This window comes from Pseudomonas sp. Arb-4-2C, assembly GCF_055755015.1.
Genome location: NZ_CM146899.1, coordinates 5,627,871 through 5,645,836 on the forward strand (window position 1 = coordinate 5,627,871; position 17,966 = coordinate 5,645,836).

The following is a 17,966-nucleotide window of genomic DNA, read 5'->3' on the forward strand; positions in this document are numbered from 1 at the left end:
CTGCGACCAGGTAGGAATCGAAATACGCAGTCGATTCCAACGAAGCTCCCGAAAAACCACGTTTGACTTCGCCTGGAGACGCGCTCAACATCAATCTGGGCGAACAACAGCGGTCGCTCCAAACACCTGACGACCCGGACTTTAAACGCTTTCCTATCAGGGTATTCGCTATGGATCTCGCTAGGCTACAGCAACTCTTCAGCGGGCAAGGTGAGATCATCAACGGGTGCGACCTGTCAGCAGAAGAAGCAATCAGCTTTGTCGAAAGCCATTTTGGCCAGCGTTCGTTTTGTTTGGTGCGGGACTGGACGCTGCTCGAACTCGAACCGTGCGGTACAGAGTATGACGCGGTACGCACCATGGGGTTAGAACCGGTATTGGTCTACGCGCGCAGCGTAGTGTTCGATAGTCGCGAGCGCTTTAACCCAGGTGACTGGGTGCGCAGCAGCTTCCAGCTGAGCCACGAACGCACAGGGTTCTTCTTCACACGAAACACCTTGTACGTCTTGCTCGGCACGGGCACGCGACAAAGAATTACGCTGGATGATCTACTGAGCCTCGGTTGAACGAGGGCGAGCACGGCGATTGGATCACCTATCGCAATCGAGGTTTGTTCAGATGCGAAGGCCCCTTTATTTCATGACAGCCTGCACAGTTCGCGCGAGCATAGGGTTACGCACACTCGCTGACGGCATTTCGGGTGAATGATATGAAGAACGACAGACAATGGTTTGTACAGGCTAGGGCCACCGAGGATGGCAGCGGCGACATCATCGTCGATCTACCTGATGCCTTGTTGGAGGAGATGGGCTTGGTGATCGGGGATGACCTGGCGATCACCGTCTCTGGTGACACAATTATCCTGACGCCAATCCGCGACCTTTCATCCGAGCCTCTCGGAATCGACCACGCCACACGCGCGCAAGCCGAGGATCGCTACCGAAACCGCATGCAGGTTTTGCTCAATATCCCCGTTGACGCAACGACTCAACAAATCCACGAAATGATCGTTGCTGGCTTTGAGGCAAATACCCTAGCGGCCATGCGAGAGTCAGGACTTATCGACTCTGCAACTCAGGACGCTGTAGTCCCTACCACAACACTCAATATGAAGCTGGCCATTGGAGAGCGTTTGACGACCAGTCAGAGCGATCATCTATTTCGTCTGGCGCACACTATCGCTTTATCTGAGTCTTTTTTTGGCGACGGTGCCAAGGCCATGCGCTGGCTGTCGAAACCGAAGAAAGCCTTCTTAGGCAAAAGCCCCATCGAGATGCTCTCCACTACAGTTGGGTCCCGCCAGGTCGACGAATTTCTGGTGCAAGCAACGGAAGGGATGTCGCTCTGATGTCGTTTGCCAAAGGGCTGAAGCGTGATCTGACTGAACGGACGCAGGCGCGTTTTAGCCGGGCGTGCTACGTCCAGTCAGAACGGAGGAAATTCGGTGTTTTAATGGGGCGGTGGGGGTTTAGCGCGTTGGCAGTTTGAGATCTTTCTCTCTCGCCTTTGCGAACCACGCCGGAACGTTAAGCGTGTTGCTGCTGATCCGTTTTGGAATCTTACGCCAGAATTCAATAACCGCGCCGGAGAAGTCCTCAAGCTGATGATCTGTCACCAACAGACTGGTGTGATCTATAAAAAGAGCCTCGAGATCATTTTGTTCAACAGACAGCCCGCGCAAGTACTCTGGATGGAGGGCTTTAAGTCTCTCCAAGGAACTCCCTTCGCCGTGCTTATAAACGTTTACAACATATCGACAAGCGCTCAGCTTATGAAGATACCCCGCGCCTGCCTGGGCAAGCCCACAACTCACCAGTAACTCCAAAATCTCTTCAAATGTTGCTTTCCATAGCGCCTCTGTAACGCTTGGACCTCTGTGCCAGTGCTGAATCTCGGACACAAGCCATCGACGTAGTTCCTTGTCCCAGGAGTGGTACATCCCGGCCACGATGCTGAGCCTGGTTTGATCACGGAGCTCACTCAGAAGCCTGTGATATTCAACGCCTTCCTGGTAGGCGTCTTCTTCGAAACTTCCGGGGTCATCTTGATCGGGGTCAAAGTGTTCACAGCGTTTTTCTAGCCATCGCTCAGCGGCCTCATGCGCTTCTGTCTCAATATTCTTGAATTGAGACAAGAGCTTAGTTTTCCCCTGCTCAACGTAGAAACGATGTTGCTCAATGACCGACCTTCGCCAAGGATTCCAAATGTCAAAGAAGGTAATGGGACGCCTTTCTACTTCTCTGTCATGGTCTTCAAGCCCGGTAGCCATAGATCGTTTCCCAAATAAAGGTTTAAGACCAGCTACGCTACGATCTACAGATCAAACGGGTTAGAAGAAGGCATCAGCTCGCGATTCGCCCCCTTCTAGATACCGATTACCAAACAACTACGAGCAACTTTCCTGATACCAATGGGCTGCCGCGAACGGTGTACTACCCTCGTGGGGAGCCCATCGTTCCTCCAGTCGACGTGACTGCCTGCCCATTCGCGCGGCATTTTTTGGGTTCTTCACCGTTTGTAAAAGCTTCTTAAACCCGAGAGTCACCTCGTTGGAACTGTCGCTTCCACAAAAATAATCAGCAACCACCATCACTAGCATGGACAGATAGTCCATCTGAGGCGTTGGAATGCGCACATCTCGAGTCGGCATATGGATATCTCTATCGATCACTATCCGACCCGGCTCTACCCTTGCCAATCGAACAATTTTCCCCTCTAGCGCTCCTAGGTCCAAATGGTTGTTTTTACCAAACTGGACATGAAACATAGGATGAAACGGAGATTGGTCAGCGTCAGGCTCGATATCGAAGTGCATGGCCTCCAACAACTTAAGCGTACACTGACCGGCTGAGTTCGTGACACTATAAACCTCTAAAGATGCGCCGCCTTTATCAAAGGTTTCATTCTTAAAATAAAAACTACCATCCATTACAATCGCTCGCTTGCTGGATGACTTGGACGAACCTCTCAGGGGCGCGTTCCAAATAATTGCCGGCTGTGCGAATCGCAACTTCGACCCTTCCTCCCCTGCGTCATCCATTATCAACTCGGGCCAAACCGCCTTTGTTTGCAGGCCTCGCTCAATAACGATGTCAGCAGCTTTCTGTATTTCTAAAACATGCCGCTTGAATAGTGCATACCCTTGCATAACTTCAGATTCCTGCTAAAGGACCAAGTTCGTCCAACACTTCCTCTTTGATTTTTGCTTCGGTCGCACCCGAAGGCACCCAATCTGGACTTGTCGCCGACTGGTCTTGAGTGATGGCCGCCCCAGTGATCATGCAGACAAAGGATGGATCACCGACATTGTCCGAATCTATCCGTCGCAGTGGTGCACCAGTGATCAACTCATGCGTTGCCAAGTCTCCATTGCATTCGTCAAGCAGAGCTATAAGACGTGTGCGCCAAAAGTACGGCTCCACTTGGTCAAAAGGGCCGCGATAATGAGCTCTGGTCATTAAAGAAGAAAAATCTTCCCTCTCCCCCAGTTCATCCGGGAGGACGTTGAGATAGGCGGCCGCCGCCGGCGCCGTCAAAATTGGGCCGGGAAAAGTAATAATATAGTTGTACAGCCAATAACCTAGCTGCGTCGCGTATCGTTGCTCTTTTGATATTTCCTGATCCCGAACTTCTTTCTCGGGCTTAGCAAAATAAACAAGATTCTGTGCAGCGTATCCAAGAAATTCGTAGGAAAGATCTGCATCTCCGAGCACGCTTGCTAAGACATCGGCAGGACTATGCCGATGCTTATCGTCCAGTAGATCAGGTTTTGCTTTCAGTACAGCAAGAATGTCCTTAAACCCTTTGCTAATCGCGATCAGACGTGGAACAAGTCCATTGATACGATCGCCACTCACGAAAGCTTTTGGGATCCAGATCGCCGATGCACCATCGCGAACGGTACGTTGCAACTGCTGCAGTCGCGCTAAGGGTGGCTCGGTACCACCTTTTTGATATCGACAAACCGGCATTCCCAGCTCACGCAACGCCGCTTTGTAGCTGGAATGAGGCTGTAATGAACGACCACGAGAAAGATCGGTGTCCAGCAATACCAAATCTATTTGATGTTGCTCAATCTGGGCTTTCAGAAGTTTGGCTAACTGTTCCTCGACAGACTCGTTTTCCTTTGGCACCCACCCGACCAGTCCGACATCTGCAGGTGATAGGAACGTAAGTTCACTGTCTTTAGATAAGAGCTGAAATTTTTCAATCGCAACTAACTCATCTTCAATTATCAATACCTTACACACAGAACCTCCTTAGTCCTTAGCCTCAACTGGAAATGCCACTCTGAAGGCAGTGACAAATCCGGGGGGAGATCTCTTCATGAGCTCAATTTTACCGCCTACACCGTCAACTACACGTTTGACTACGGGCAGCCCCAGGCCCAGGCCAGAATTTAGCGGGTTTTGGTCGTCTTGACCTTCCGTCGTCGTAAACAGCGGGTCCCAGATTCTATCCTGCACATACTCGGGAATACCGATACCGTTATCGGCGCAAACTAAGACGTGCTTGCTGTCAGCATTGATTGCATAGAGCTTGATTTTGCGATCATCGGTGCTGACCCGTGCGACAAGTGCTTTCATTGCATTGGAGACCAGATTGATGACCACGCCATGGTAGGCAGCCAACGGCACAGCCGGGCCCGGCAAGTTAGCGTCGATATCAATCTCAACTTCAATACCGTGTTCGATTGCAAGCGCTTCTAATGTTCGTATCGCAACCTTCACCTGAGACTTTGCTTTAAACGGAGTGACAGTGAGCTTGCGCGATACACCTACGTACAACCGCATATATTCGGCTTGCTGGCCTAGAATGACTTCGTTCTTCAGCACAAGCTCTGCGTCGTCCGCCAATTCTGGGTGGTCAACTGCCAAGCGCTGTAGAATACTGCCGACCGTGTGGATGCTCCCCAGAATCTTGTCGAACTCATGGGTCATGAATCCAGCCATCACTCCCATCATGGACATAAGTTCCAGCGACATCCGAACACTTTTGTCGTACTCCTCTGCAATGGTGAATTGCTGCTCCACCTCTTGCAGTTGACGAAGCATCGCCCGTTTGTGATCGGCGTTAATTTCGGAAGACGAACTGATCTGGGCAATGGCGGACGCAAGCCCGGTTCGTGCGTTCTTCCTCGCCTCAGCGTCCTTACGCTCTTCGTCTTTCAGCCGGAACGATCGGTCGAAGTGAGCTAAAGCCTCAACGGTGAATCTGACGAGGTGCCATAGCAGCCGATACGCACCATTCTCCCTAAGCTGCTCCCGGTCCATGTTCGGCTGCAGCCAGTCATCATCCTCTTTAATGTCAGCCGGGACCTTGCGCGTAGCTACATGCACACGGCCAATTAATTGAGACATGCGCGGCAACGCGAGCATGGGGTTTAGTCCCGGACTTCGCTTGGCCGTCGGGTCCATTGGATAGAAGAAAGGAGTAAATATCGACTGCCAATTGCGTTCGTTCGACGCTTTAGACGCCTCGATTGCAAGCCAATCGCTGTTTTCATCCGCATAGGCCGGCATAGCGAAACCATTGTCCACCACGGCTATACCAGATTTTTCTTTGACCCATTTCATTGCCTCCTTGCCATTGACTGGCAGGTCAGCGAACGTACCCTGGCGACTAGGAAAAAAGCGCAGGTCCATAAGCACGGGGCTATTGAAGCCACGGGCCAGTGGCAGGTAATCAACGTTTTTCAGCTCTTCAGGCAAGCCTCGCGCATCGACTTCCCCCGCCTGGGCTGACAACACTTTGGACGTGTAGGGCTTGGCCAGCTCGGCCAGTTGGAAGGTCTTTTTCTCTACAGGTTTCTTCAATCCTTTCCAATAAATTTGGAAGTCGACCTTGCCGCTCTCATCAACAGCGACCCGTGCCCTAGCGATATATTTCTCAAGAATCGAAGCGGCCAGATTTTCCTGCGCGCCATCTTCTTCGTCGCCTTGTGGAAAGGAAATCTGGAATCCGGGATCGGATTGAGATTGGGACTGACTGCTGGCAAAGTCTGGCTGCTCAAGACCGCCATCAGCCTTCACCAACCGTAGGACATCGGTGCGAACCTTTGAAACTGGGAGGTCCGCAACATTATCCCTCAGGGTACGAATCGACAGTTTCACTCCAGACGACTGGCCGTGCGCAGCGGGTCCAACGGTGTATTCAATGCTGATCTCAGACACATCGCGTTTGGCTGATATGTCTAGCCAGTTAAAAGTAGCTTTTAACGTCATCAAAGCATTGGAGCTCGCTTCGTGAGCGGTCGACTCGACTTCGAGGACAGTCCCAAGAAAGCGTGCAGAGAATCGACCAACGCCTTTCGATCCCGCCATCTGACGCTTGTACTTACGTGAATGCCTGGCCTTGGCCTTATTCGTACTGCTGACGGTCATCCAATTATTCAGGAACTCGTGTTCCGTCAGCCCATGGCCGTTATCAACCACCTCAATGAGGTCATCAGAAATCCTCACCGTGCAGGTTTCGGCATCAGCGTCGTAGCTATTTTTAATCAGCTCGGCGAGCGCGATCTCCGGTTTGCTGACTAAACGTTCGCCTAGCTCCTCAAACAGGGCTGCGCTGATATGGAAATGCGCAATTTTTTTACCTTTCTGGTCATCCATTGCCATGCGGTCGCGCTCATTGTGTTTAATGCTTCAACGTGGAAGCAAGTCGGCCAAAACGGCGTTCAATTGACGAACCTCAACTTTTTTGAGGCCGTTGGAATGATGCACCAATCGCCGTCGGAAATCATAGTCTCGCAATTTGGTAAGCATGATTTGCGGCAATTCAGGAGGTCCGTCCAGCAGGACGCCATATACAGATCCTACCGCCACTGCGCCGACCTGGTTCAGCAACGCTTTTGGCCCCTTTGAAGTGAAGCCAGAGGCTACAAGCAACGCGGGAGCTGGATGTGGACGATATCGCCACCAAATTTTGCGTAATGTACACGTACTGTACTTCTTCCAAGCATCATCGTTGGTATCGCTAAGATAGCGCCTCAATTCTGGTGAGTGATCATCCAAATCGCTTCTGATCAGCCAACAACGGGCACCCGCGCGTACGAAAAGTCGCTCAAACGTAGCCTCATCCAAGTGTTCCATCTCTTGATTGACGGACCGAAGAGATGTCACGCAGGGCCGGACATCAATGCCTCGTTTGAGGGAATGAAATAGACGTTCCTCTTCTGTGAGTACAAAGATTTCTTGGCCACCGGGGCTCAAGCCGCGTATTGCCTTACAGATGTCGGACCCGTTCGCATACGCAAGGACTTTTGAACGAGTGCCAGAGGCATGGTTTGATAACGTAACCGAGCCCGAACGGTTAATGGTCCCAAATTTCCATGTCCCAGCCGTACCTCGCTTATCGATTATCGTGATGGAGGCAGTGGTTAGGACTGTGGGGAAAATGTTTGAGTCAAATCGATACACATAAACATCCCATCCCTTTTCTTTAATGAACTCACGAAGTTCCGCAGCACTAGGCCGTGTCACCCATTCATAAGGTACGACTTGAGCGACAATCCCATCGTATTTTGTGCGCGTGAGTGCCTGAGTGAGAAACAAAATGAAAGCATTGGCTGTTTTCTTTAGGGAAGGCCCACCACTGGCTTCAATATTGCGCAGCGCCAAGTCCCGCCATTTAGCATCTAAACCGTGATGACGGATGTAAGGTGGATTACCTACACATATCTCATAATCTGATCCTTTCCACTGAAACGCGTCAGCTATGACTAAATTAGCGGAAGGAGGAAGTTTGACATTGAGCGTTTTGCTCTTATCCCTTTCAACACCAATATAAGATTGATACATACCTTCCACATGGCTAAAGCGTCCATCCCCGGCACCAAGATCCAATACAGAATCGAAAACTTGCCCAGGCCGCTGCGAGGAAATTAACGACCAAACCAACCGGACTACGTCAGGAGGCGTGGCAACTTGGCAGCGTGTTAAGTGAGCTTCTTTCATTTAAAGATAATACCAAATTCCGCTTAGACCAAATACAAAAAATAGCTGATTTTTAATTAATTTAACGCCAAGAATCACAATTACAATATACCAACAGCATTAACGCAAAATTTAATAACCCACGATATTTTGGCTCAACCTAGCGCTGGTATCAAAATCCTTCCGAGACTCAAATGACGGCACTAGATCCTATCGGACAATTTAGCACGATAGCTGCGAATTTTGATCATCAAGAGATCAGCCTTCAGCTACTTGGGGAAGCTTTTTGCGGGCCGAAACCTTCAAAACTCATTTTTGATTTGAGTTTTAACATCATCGCAGGTCGGGGACATTAGGTCTTAGCTCTCTGGAGCTTGTTGACTCAGAGCGCTCCTCCGAATCGGGGACAGGAGCCAAACCAAGCAAGGTAGGCAGTGCGCTTCTGACCCAGCTCATCAAGACGCCAGACAAAACCATCCGCTAGCACCATTTGCCAACTTGGTGAAGCACCGTTTTTGCAGGTAACGTACAGCCCCTCTGACGGAGCTTTAACCAAATCAGGACGATATGCGTGAGTCCAGCTAAGTCAGCCATCAAACAGTGACGAGCCTGATCCTCCTGAATATTCGGAGTTGTGAATTGTTCCATCGAATCAAGCGAGTTCCGCCACGCTTAAATCTGTGTACTACCAAAGATGGCGAAGCCATCAGTCACATCCGCAATGGCACGGTGGTGGTCTGGTCCTACGAACGCATCAAAAAAAACTTTGAAGCAGAAAGCATCCCACTGGTGGATGTCGTCTTTCGATTTCTAGACCGCAACGATATTCCCTCTGGCGTGACTCAAGCATCGATCGGCGTAAGCAGGTTAGGCAGCTTTCGCTTGGGGACAATTTGGCAAGGGGGGAAATGCATTGCCGAAACCGATCTGGGTAAAGACCAGGAGTTTTCCGCGGACTTCACTGAAGGTGCCTGGTCCTACGTCAGTATTCACGGCAATCATCAATCCGCTCCCTATTTCAAAACCGATTATCCGTTGCGAGGCCGGCCAACAGACGATGTAGTGACCGAGTTTCTCAGCTTCCCCCTGCCGGATGAAAAAAACCTGCTGATCCCCTGTATCGAGTTTCTCTACCGGTGTTATGGCAGCACATCGGACATGGCCAGAATCCTGACGACCTATCCTTGGCCAAAAGTGCAGAAGATTCTTTATGCCGACACCTCGAAAGATCCCAACAGCTGGATTGTCAGACCCCACCCCAACGTTCCTGACGATGATGGGCTATTTCTGGCTCACGCGTTATACAATGACTACACCGAAAAGGTGGCCAAGCTACTGTACGCTGAACTGGACAATGCTCACGGCAAGAATATGAAAGAGCTCGGCCTGCGGGTCAGGCCTTGGTTTCAAGGCCCTGCAAAGGTGCAGGCTCGCGGTCGCTGGATTAATAATCACAGTACATTTCTGTGCTACGAAGTAACAGGCATGAGTCAGCCTCAAGATCATTCCTATGAGATAAGCCGGGTCAAATACACCAGGGAAGATGCTGAACAGGATCAGACTCCTCAAGACACGATGCGGATCAAAGTTGAAGCGCCAAAATCGCAGGATCCTTTTTCGATCACAGACCATCAGGAACCGGATCAGGGCGCCTTACGTTGGTCCAAACCCGATCCGGGATTTGAAATCCTGGGGCCCAAATGTCCTCATACCTTGTCGTACGATGATCGATCGCTTTCGAAAAAACGCGTCCTCCCGATTCCACCGGGCACGCCCAAGGTATTCTCCACCGGAGACCCAAGAGGATCTAACAAGGGTGTCGGTAAGTTCACTGCGTTCGCGAAGCGCGTCCAGGGAGATGGAGGTGCAATTCAGGCTGTATGGACGGAGCTCCAGCGCTTAGAAGAAAAAAAACTATTATCGAGCGTGTCCTGGCTATCAGAAGGCGAAGGCTTCGTGCAAAGCGCAGACTTCAAATTGCTGGCACTTCCGACGTTTACTCTCTCCGAAGCGCCTTCAGATAAAAGCCGGATCTGGTTGGCGTACAAGGACAATGCTGTGAGGCGACGTGGGATATTGGTCATTCGTATCAAGATCGGTGACCGCTGCTTCTACATGTTCGAACTCCAGCGCAAGAAGGTTCGAAACGGCACTGTGTACAGCGAGCAGAAAATGTCCGGGCTTCTGATGGAGATCAACAATGAAGCCGAAGCGTTGGTCGAGATCTCCAGAATTTGCACTGAAATTCGCACTGCCAACGGGAATTTCCGAAAGCTGAGAACACGGTTTAAGCATCGGCATAACATTTTCCGCCATCACACGGAGGTCGGCACAACGGTTTTCTACGCCTTCTACCATCTAGGAATAAGGCTTGTCTGAGCGAGTCCCGGTGCTTGGTGTGACGGCGATATGTACTGAAATTAGGAAGTTTATCCTCCAGACATAAACTCCCTAATTTCAGTACAACTCGCGACACCCGAGATCTCATCTCACCACGGCCAAGCGCCCGCTGCTTGGACGGAACCATGCTTCAGATACATGCAGTCGGCTTTGCTCCATGGGCCCACCGAGCAGGGAACTCATCAGTGCGTAGGGCAGGATCACAACCCACGATCTCGAAACTCGCCAGCCTGTGAATATCGAACGGGTCTTCTGCGATTATTTTTTCGATGTCCGAGTTGTCGTCACCGAACGCCAGGATAAAGCCCCCTTGTTCATCTGCCAGAGGGCCGGCAAACAGCACAGTCGCTGACTGCATATATTTGATCAGCCAAGCTTTGCGAGCTTCCAGATGAGCCTTGATTTCATCTACGGGGCGAATGTAATGAAGCTTGATAGCACGGGCTTTTATTCAGCTTACGGGGATCACCCCGGTTGACTACAAATGCTGCTCTAAAGGACGATCCCTCGATGCTAATGAGTCAAGAACGCGTTCTTCGCAAACGTGAACTTCATTTGCGGCGGGCTGACGACTATTGCTGGTCGAAGCGACCAGCCAAATAGCCTGGTGCCGATGCCGGGCTTGGAACCCAGTAGTTTTTGGCATTGATCACAACGTTAAACCCAGCCGCGTTCTGCATGGCCATCGCGCTATATACGAGAGCCTTCTTGTTTACATTGCGCACACCATGTAACGCCATCAGGGCAGCCTTGATCCAACTGCGTTCGTAAGCCTCGCCTTCGCCGCCGACGGAGAGCAAAGCGAACAGTTGCGCTTCCAACTTATGGTTTTTTGCCCTGGCGACTGAGCGTTCATTGATTTCAGTAGAAAGACTCAGTCCATGAATGCGGTTCAGGTAACTGATAAAACCTTGTGCGGTCGCTCGTTGGCCAGGCGTATGGGTGAGATACGCCGTCACCGTCTTTTGCGGAGGCAACTTATCGAACTGCTCTGACGCAGAAGCCAGAACATTTTTTGCAGCACGCAAGGAGAGCCGAACAGAGCTGATCGACGTGCTCCCGTCGCCTTGCTTGAGCAATAGATACGTCCGGTATCCCAGCAGCGTATCCAAACCAACGCCCGCCGGCGTCGACTCGATCATCTCTTGAATTCTGCGTTTTTCCGAATGCTCCTTGCGCAGCTGCTCATCGGCCGTAATGCCATAGCGAGTATGCAGCCATAGCATCGGTGTCTGCATTCGGCGGAGCCCTTCGGCGCTGAAGTGCTCAAGCAGAAATACATACGAAGGCAATCCAACAGGATGCGCATCCAAGAAACTGAAAAAGGGTACGTAGTGTTTGAGTTTCAGCGCAGCCTTGTGAGCTCCCATCTGGTTTTTGAGCCACTGACAGAACTCATTGAATCGTTGACGCGTACTGGCATTATCAAACACCTCGACATGAATACGCGCGCGCCTATCGAGGCTCTTTTCCCAAGCGCAGTTCTCACATTCGTTTTTGCGTCCCGCCGGCATCAACCGGGTACAGGTGGCACACTGAACCTCGCCTTTTTCAGCGCACAATTTGCACCGCATGCAACCATCGTTGCACTGAACCAAGAAACGGTGATGCCGGCAATCCGGGCATGTTGCCGCGCCTTCTCTTGCGCATCGAGGACAGCAGCGAACATCGGGATCGATCGCAAGCACTCGGGTTAATTGCGTCGACATTCTGCCGCACCGTTCACACGGTTCAGGGTCGGAAAAGTGATGAGCACAGCTGGCACATGCCGGGCCGTAAGGCGTCATCACTCCAACCGGCTTTCCGATCCTCTTGCACCGTACACAAGGCGCTTTCGATTCGCAGCGGATGCATTTGGCGTCCTTTTCAAATATAGGTAGCCGGCCGAAATTGCCGCAGCCCGAACACAATCGGCGCTTGAACAGTCGGGCATAGCAGGTGTTGCAGAATCGCCGCCCCCTGTGGACCCGGTGAATCTTCGTCGCGATGCATTGGCATTCATCGCATTGCAGCGACAATTCCGAGGGCGTCATCGTTGAAACTTCCTGAGCAATCGTTGCCACCTCATCAACACGCTTTTGACAGAGCGCGGATTGTCGATTGAAGACCGGCGGTTGTTGAGGTGTCGCCTGCTTTTCAACACTGCACTCAGCCCGTTAAGTGAGGCCGGTAATTCACCCGCGCGCGGCAGCAGCAGCGACGGCCGGATGCGTTCGCGTTCGGCCACCGCCATCAATCGTTCGGGACCGACCTCCAGCATGCTCCACACGTTGACCAGAAGGCTTGCGCGGTCTGCGGGTGACAAGTACTCGAACGGCAGGCCTGTCGGTGGGGGTTCAAGTTCGGTCAGGTTGACACCAAGCTCACGGAAAAACATCTGCGTGCAGGGGCTGGGTGCACGCGCTGCAGTGCGCAATATACCAATCATCCAGCGCGATAGAGCAAGCCATTCCGTCAGCAGCAGAAGGTGATCGCCGTAACGCCGCGCATGTCGGAAAAATAGGCCATCGGTTTCACGTTGAAAACTTAGAGCACTGACCTGTGCAGCCTCAGTTGAGGCTAAGCGCAGCTCATACCCACACCGATGACACCGACCAAGCGTCTCTTGCGGCGGGGTTATCAACTGGGGGCACAACGGTGCCTGGCAGCATTCACAGCGATCCAGCAGTATCACCTGATGCACCGGGCACGTGCTGTGCCAGGCCAGCCGATCCTGCAGCACGTAATGGGGGATTTGTTCCATGAAGCACTTTGGGCAGTATTGAAGGCCACCGCATCGGCGTCGGTTTCGACTTCCCAGACAAAGAAACCAGGGAGCTATCCCTCTTGGAAAACTCGATATCCCCGTCATCGTATGGTACAGCGACTGTAGAGTGGCCGTCTGAAGCGCGGCTGCCTGTATGCCTGAAAGCCGACTTAAGCGATGGGCTTGCTCAATGGATAACTCCCTGTCCGGATCGCTGCACCAGAATCTCAGCCTTGGCCAGACCTCGCCTGTGAGCGTTGTTGCATCGCACCCCTGCGCCAAAGCACATCGCATCAACCAGGACGAGATGACCTCGTCCCGGAGAAGAGGTGGCACCAATGGCCACACGGCATTTACAGGACTCGCTCCCGCACCCCATCTGCACTGGTAGGACGCATCCATTGGTTTTTCTCGAGCAACCGACGGTCAATCACTTCCGAACCGTTTCGGATCGCCTCTTTTGCACACTCACGTAAAAGGTATTCGATGTTGCCCGTGTTGCCATTGGAGATCGCGTGAATGAGCGGGGTGAGCTCCGGCGAGTACAGTTTTGAAGCGGATTTGAGCGGGAGCACTGACTCAAAGCTTTTCAGGAAACGCTGGAATTCGGCATTGACCGACCAGTTGGGCAGCGAGACAACCTCAAAGCGACTTGAGTACTGCGAATCCAGCACCAGTAGCTGAAGTGCCGTTCGAGTGCCGACCAACACCAAAGGAATGTGGAGAATGTTCGAGAGCATCTTCAACTCGTTCATGACATCCATACGCTTGGCAGCCGATCCGTTATTAATCGTATGCACTTCGTCAAGGATGAGCATCCGAGTGCGCGCATCACGCAAGAGATGGATGGCCTGATGTCGAAGTTTTTCCAACGGCGCGACGGGGTTGTGAGGTGCCCAAAACTCTCGGAGGATGGCGTTATACAGCTCTCGCTCATCGGGCTTGTGAACTTCAGCGCAAATCACAGGCCGCACGCTCACCGCATCGTCGCTGATGTAGGGCTGCCCTGATAGCTCCTTGAACCGCGTGACCACCGTGGTTTTGCCAGTGTTGGATTCACCGACAAGCATGAGGTTTGGCATGCGAGGGCGCTCGGGCTTGCGTAGCAAGCCATTGAGGATATCCATTAGATTATTAGCTGCCTGGTAATCAACCCAGCGGGGCTCATCCAGAAATGCGAGCCGATCAAGATCGGTCTTTTGCATCACGTCTCTGAACTGGGGTGTGATATGAACGTAATCGGTCACCAGACTTCTCCGAAGGTGTCCACTTCATCAACCGACAACAGCTGCGGCGATTCAGGTAAACCAGTAGGTGGAAACTTAGGCTCGACGTGTGGCGTGGGACGTGCCGGCGTAGTTTGCTTTGTGTTGTTCGTACGCTTTTGAGCACTTTTGCGGGCCTGCTTGGTGCGCACGGCAGCCTCAGTCTCCTGCTGCTTGTTCTCGTCCAACATCCGTTCGATGACGTCGTGGTTGACCGCGTCGCGTCCTGCTTTCCTCGCTTTTTTCTTGGCGTTGACGTATTCACCAACCGTAACGCCGGCGTATCGACCGCGAATGATCGGCACCTCGAAGTGTTCTTTCAAAGCCGGGTCGTAAAACCAGATTCGGTTGATGTCCCGAGGGTCGCGGCGAAAAAGGAATTTTCGCGCCTTGCCTGTTTTGGGATCGGTTGCACCTATCCAGGGCCGAAGTGCTTCAGCGAAATACATCGCATCCATTTCCACACCGTAGGGATGGATGGTTCGCAGCGTCGAAGGCAGGAAGTCGAGTTGGAAACCCCAAGGATCTGCGACCCTGGGCGGTAGCGGCACAATTGGGTCGTGCTCTTTGTCTCCGAAGAACGCTAGATTCCATTTTTTGATCGGCGCCATGTCGATCTCTTCATGGAACTTGTTGTTGTACTTGATGAGGTTTCTGACCAACCGCTGCTCGTACTCTGCAAACGTGTAGATCGACTGCTTCTCAGAGTCATATTCACGACGCTCAGTAGGATTGCTGAAGGTGGCGCCCCGGTCTTTTTTATTGATGCCGGCGAACGTGCCCATCCAGCGCTCAATGTGTCCGCCCCATTGCGGGTTTTTCTTTGGCCTGAAGTCGCGACGAATATTGTGGTTCACACAGGACTGCACAAGACTGTTGGTCTTGAAGTCAGCGCCGTTATCACTGTGCAGGGTGCTCATTTTTCCCCATACCGGCCATTCAGCATCCACCCCATGAAGTCCCAACCACTTTTCCTTGGGCAGGATGGAATGGACAACACACATCGCCACCGAGACCGCAGAGGGAGCATCCATCGACAGGTAGTAGCCGGTCACCATTCGCGAGTACACGCAGATTGCCAGAGTCAGCCAAGGACGACCGATGGGGCGCCGGTGGACGTCGTCGACAATGATCATGTCCGCCGGCGTGTGGTCGATCTGTACGATCTGGAGCGGGTACTCCGTGTTGAGCCCGCCCGGACGCGGGTCATATTTATTGCCCGCGAGCTCTTTATCGCCGCGTCTTCGCAAACGCGTCCGATCAGGAATGTTCTTGATCCGCGCCTGCACCGTCGACACGGTTGGAGGAGACAGCTTCAAAGCCTTGCAACGTTTTCGGACTTCATAAACCGTCGAGGCAACATCAGGGCGTTGCTCGGTCAGGTAAAAATCGTCAATGGTCTCGGCAATAACCTTCTCGACGCCTTCAGAGATCCTGGAACGACCTTTGCCCCATCCACGCTTGAGCGGTATGAGTGCGGTCACTTCGCCTTGCTCTTTGTAACGGCGCAGCCATCGGTAAACCGTAACGGCGTCAACACCGGCATCCTTCGCACGTTGCTCTACCACGCTACGTGACTGACCGTCGATGCCCAGAAGGGGTGCAATGACGGCGTAGCGTTTCTGTGCAATGGCCCATTCCTCGGCACCGATGTCTTCCAAGTCGTAATCGGCATACGGCCCTTTGACCTTGTCTCCAAGAAAGGGCTTGAGCTCGCCGATTTGAAGCACCTTCGGTTGCCCGCTTTCGACATTGATCGCCAGCACGGACTGGAAATCCAATACCTGGGTGATCCGAAATACCTCTTTCTGGTAGCAGGCAAGCTCGCCCGGCACGATATTGACGAACGACCGGTCAATCTTCCCCCTCTGCGGCTGTCCACTCACAAATTCATTCATTCGGCCACCATGACCTCTAGCGAATCGCTCAGAGGCCCAGAAATGTCGCAATCCAGCTGACGGGTCGCGATGAGATGAAAAATGTGGGACTTGCCCAAGGCTTCAGCACCTTGAAAGTGCAGTGCCAGGAGATAGCTGACCGATGCAATGCCCTTGAAAGCGACCGTGCGAATAATGGCGTCCAGATCCTGATCCGCGTAATCCGCATTCTTGAATCGTTCCAAGTACTGGATGTTCTTCAGCGATTGGCCTCTGATCCGCGATTCGTCATAGATATGGAAGCGCCAGCCTCGCTCCTTCGCATACCGCAATGCTGCCTTCCATTTCGGTAACAGGTCGCGCCAGTTCTCACGCCAGTTTTCAGCCGGCTTGACCTCCACCAGCATGGGGAGCAGGTGGGTGTGGGAATGGAAATGGACAAGATAATCGGGGGTATAGGTGTAAGACCGGCCGCTGCGAGCAACGAAATTCAGTTGCACCGGCTGCGATACGACCGTCAGAACGTCCTTCCTGAAATCCATGCGACTGAGGAAGTCGCGTTCAAGCATGGACTCGAAAGCAACGCCCTGTCCGCGAAAAGCAAACACTCCAGAAAGGCTACGCGTCGTAGATTTTATGCGCCTCGCAACTGAGAACCGAGGCTGGTTGCAGCTATTGCTATCCATAATTTGGCCAGTTGCACCTATTGATAGGTTTGAATTGCATATTAATCCGGTAAATCATACGACATAATGCGGGTTGCAGCGTAGCTGCGTTGCATCTATTCCCATATGTCACAGCAGCTCAAAACCGCAACCTGGAGAAATCACCCTCGCCCATCACGGCGTGTTGTTCCTTGATGAATTGCCGGAGTTTGATCGCAAGGTGCTTGAGGTGCTGCGCGAGCCACTGGAGTCCGGGAACATCGTGATTGCCCGGGCCAAGGAGCGTGTACGCTTTCCGGCACGGTTTCAGTTGGTGGCGGCAATGAATCCTTGCCCCTGTGGATATCTTGGCGAACCCAGTGGCAAGTGTTCATGTACGCCGGACATGGTCCAGCGCTATCGCAACAAGCTGTCGGGCCCTCTATTGGACCGGATCGATTTGCACCTGACGGTAGCGCGAGAGGCGACGGCGTTGAACCCTGCGGTAAAGCCTGGAGAGGACAGCGCCAGCGCCGCCGCGTTGGTGGCCGAGGCCCGCGAACGTCAACAGAAACGCCAAGGGTGTGCCAATGCGTTTCTTGATCTGCCGGGGCTGCGCCGACACTGCAAGTTATCCACAGCCGATGAGACCTGGCTGGAATCAGCCTGTGAACGGCTGACCTTGTCACTGCGCTCGGCGCATCGGCTGCTCAAGGTCGCCAGGACGTTGGCGGATCTGGGCCAGGAACAAGACATCAGGCGCGAACATCTGGCAGAGGCGTTGCAATACCGACCGGCAACACAATAAGGACGGCAGGGCTTGTCGCAAACAGATTCGCGCCGAAAAATAAACCTCCGGGCACTGATGGCCATTAGCCGAGATGTGATATAACGGCGGCGCTCTTTTTTACTAGTTATCCGTCTATCGACAAGACATAGAGCATTTTGCAGCGTGGAAATGGAGGCGGGACATCATGGACAAGATTTCTATTGCTCACCGGGCAAAACCGTTAAATAAACCAGTGTAGTCACGACTCAAGCCATCTCTGGCTTGCATGCGTATGCCTGGTCGTTAACTTTAATATATATAACTACAAAGT

The 17,966-nt window shown here is 52.5% G+C and carries 13 protein-coding genes and 1 pseudogene; 4 read left to right on the top strand and 10 right to left on the bottom strand.

All coding sequences use genetic code 11. From position 1 onward, the window contains the following. The first annotated feature begins 62 nt into the window (after positions 1–62). Positions 63–566: a DUF6957 family protein gene (locus AC0J41_RS25620; protein WP_473013915.1), complete on the top strand. Its 504-nt coding sequence runs from the start codon at positions 63–65 to the stop codon at positions 564–566. 143 nt (positions 567–709) lie between these two features. Continuing rightward, positions 710–1,348, top strand: coding sequence for an antitoxin Xre/MbcA/ParS toxin-binding domain-containing protein (locus AC0J41_RS25625; RefSeq protein WP_473013916.1), 639 nt, complete (start codon positions 710–712; stop codon positions 1,346–1,348). Positions 1,349–1,468: 120 nt separating this feature from the next. Here AC0J41_RS25625 and AC0J41_RS25630 read toward each other — a convergent pair whose 3' ends face one another. The 5 genes from AC0J41_RS25630 to AC0J41_RS25650 all read right to left on the bottom strand — a co-directional run bounded on the left by AC0J41_RS25630 (position 1,469) and on the right by AC0J41_RS25650 (position 7,955). Then, entirely contained in the window at positions 1,469–2,269 is an 801-nt protein-coding gene (locus AC0J41_RS25630) for a hypothetical protein (protein WP_473013917.1), read from the bottom strand. Between the two features lie 117 nt (positions 2,270–2,386). Continuing rightward, positions 2,387–3,148 carry a hypothetical protein gene (locus AC0J41_RS25635; protein ID WP_473013918.1) on the bottom strand — a complete coding sequence of 254 codons (762 nt, stop codon included), beginning with the start codon at positions 3,146–3,148 and terminating at the stop codon, positions 2,387–2,389. Positions 3,149–3,152: 4 nt separating this feature from the next. Beyond that, on the bottom strand, positions 3,153–4,250 hold the full coding sequence (locus AC0J41_RS25640; RefSeq protein ID WP_473013919.1) for a hypothetical protein: 1,098 nt from the start codon (positions 4,248–4,250) through the stop codon (positions 3,153–3,155). A 9-nt stretch (positions 4,251–4,259) separates the two neighbouring features. Continuing rightward, positions 4,260–6,617, bottom strand: a complete 2,358-nt coding sequence (locus AC0J41_RS25645; RefSeq protein ID WP_473013920.1) for a sensor histidine kinase — start codon at positions 6,615–6,617, stop codon at positions 4,260–4,262. Positions 6,618–6,644: 27 nt separating this feature from the next. Continuing rightward, a complete protein-coding gene (locus AC0J41_RS25650; protein ID WP_473013921.1) occupies positions 6,645–7,955 on the bottom strand; it encodes an Eco57I restriction-modification methylase domain-containing protein in 1,311 nt (436 codons plus the stop codon). 618 nt (positions 7,956–8,573) lie between these two features. Here AC0J41_RS25650 and AC0J41_RS25655 point away from each other — a divergent pair. Next, a complete protein-coding gene (locus AC0J41_RS25655; protein WP_473013922.1) occupies positions 8,574–10,313 on the top strand; it encodes a hypothetical protein in 1,740 nt (579 codons plus the stop codon). A 593-nt stretch (positions 10,314–10,906) separates the two neighbouring features. Here the strand turns inward: AC0J41_RS25655 and AC0J41_RS25660 are convergent. The 5 genes from AC0J41_RS25660 to AC0J41_RS25680 form a co-directional block, all read right to left on the bottom strand. Continuing rightward, positions 10,907–11,908 (bottom strand): hypothetical protein, encoded by a 1,002-nt coding sequence (locus AC0J41_RS25660; RefSeq protein WP_473013923.1) that lies wholly within the window; start codon positions 11,906–11,908, stop codon positions 10,907–10,909. A gap of 455 nt (positions 11,909–12,363) precedes the next feature. After that, positions 12,364–13,482, bottom strand: coding sequence for a TniQ family protein (locus AC0J41_RS25665; RefSeq protein WP_473013924.1), 1,119 nt, complete (start codon positions 13,480–13,482; stop codon positions 12,364–12,366). Then, positions 13,434–14,327, bottom strand: coding sequence for a TniB family NTP-binding protein (locus AC0J41_RS25670; protein ID WP_473013925.1), 894 nt, complete (start codon positions 14,325–14,327; stop codon positions 13,434–13,436). The genes AC0J41_RS25665 and AC0J41_RS25670 overlap by 49 nt, the downstream gene beginning before the upstream one ends. Continuing rightward, positions 14,324–16,243, bottom strand: coding sequence for a transposase (locus AC0J41_RS25675; protein WP_473013926.1), 1,920 nt, complete (start codon positions 16,241–16,243; stop codon positions 14,324–14,326). The genes AC0J41_RS25670 and AC0J41_RS25675 overlap by 4 nt, the downstream gene beginning before the upstream one ends. Continuing rightward, entirely contained in the window at positions 16,240–16,791 is a 552-nt protein-coding gene (locus tag AC0J41_RS25680; RefSeq protein WP_473013927.1) for a TnsA endonuclease N-terminal domain-containing protein, read from the bottom strand. The genes AC0J41_RS25675 and AC0J41_RS25680 overlap by 4 nt, the downstream gene beginning before the upstream one ends. 235 nt (positions 16,792–17,026) lie before the next feature. On the opposite strand from AC0J41_RS25680, the pseudogene AC0J41_RS25685 reads away from it, so the two are divergent. Further along, a pseudogene (locus AC0J41_RS25685) lies at positions 17,027–17,674 on the top strand (ATP-binding protein); the annotation flags it as partial. Between the last annotated feature and the right edge of the window lie 292 nt (positions 17,675–17,966).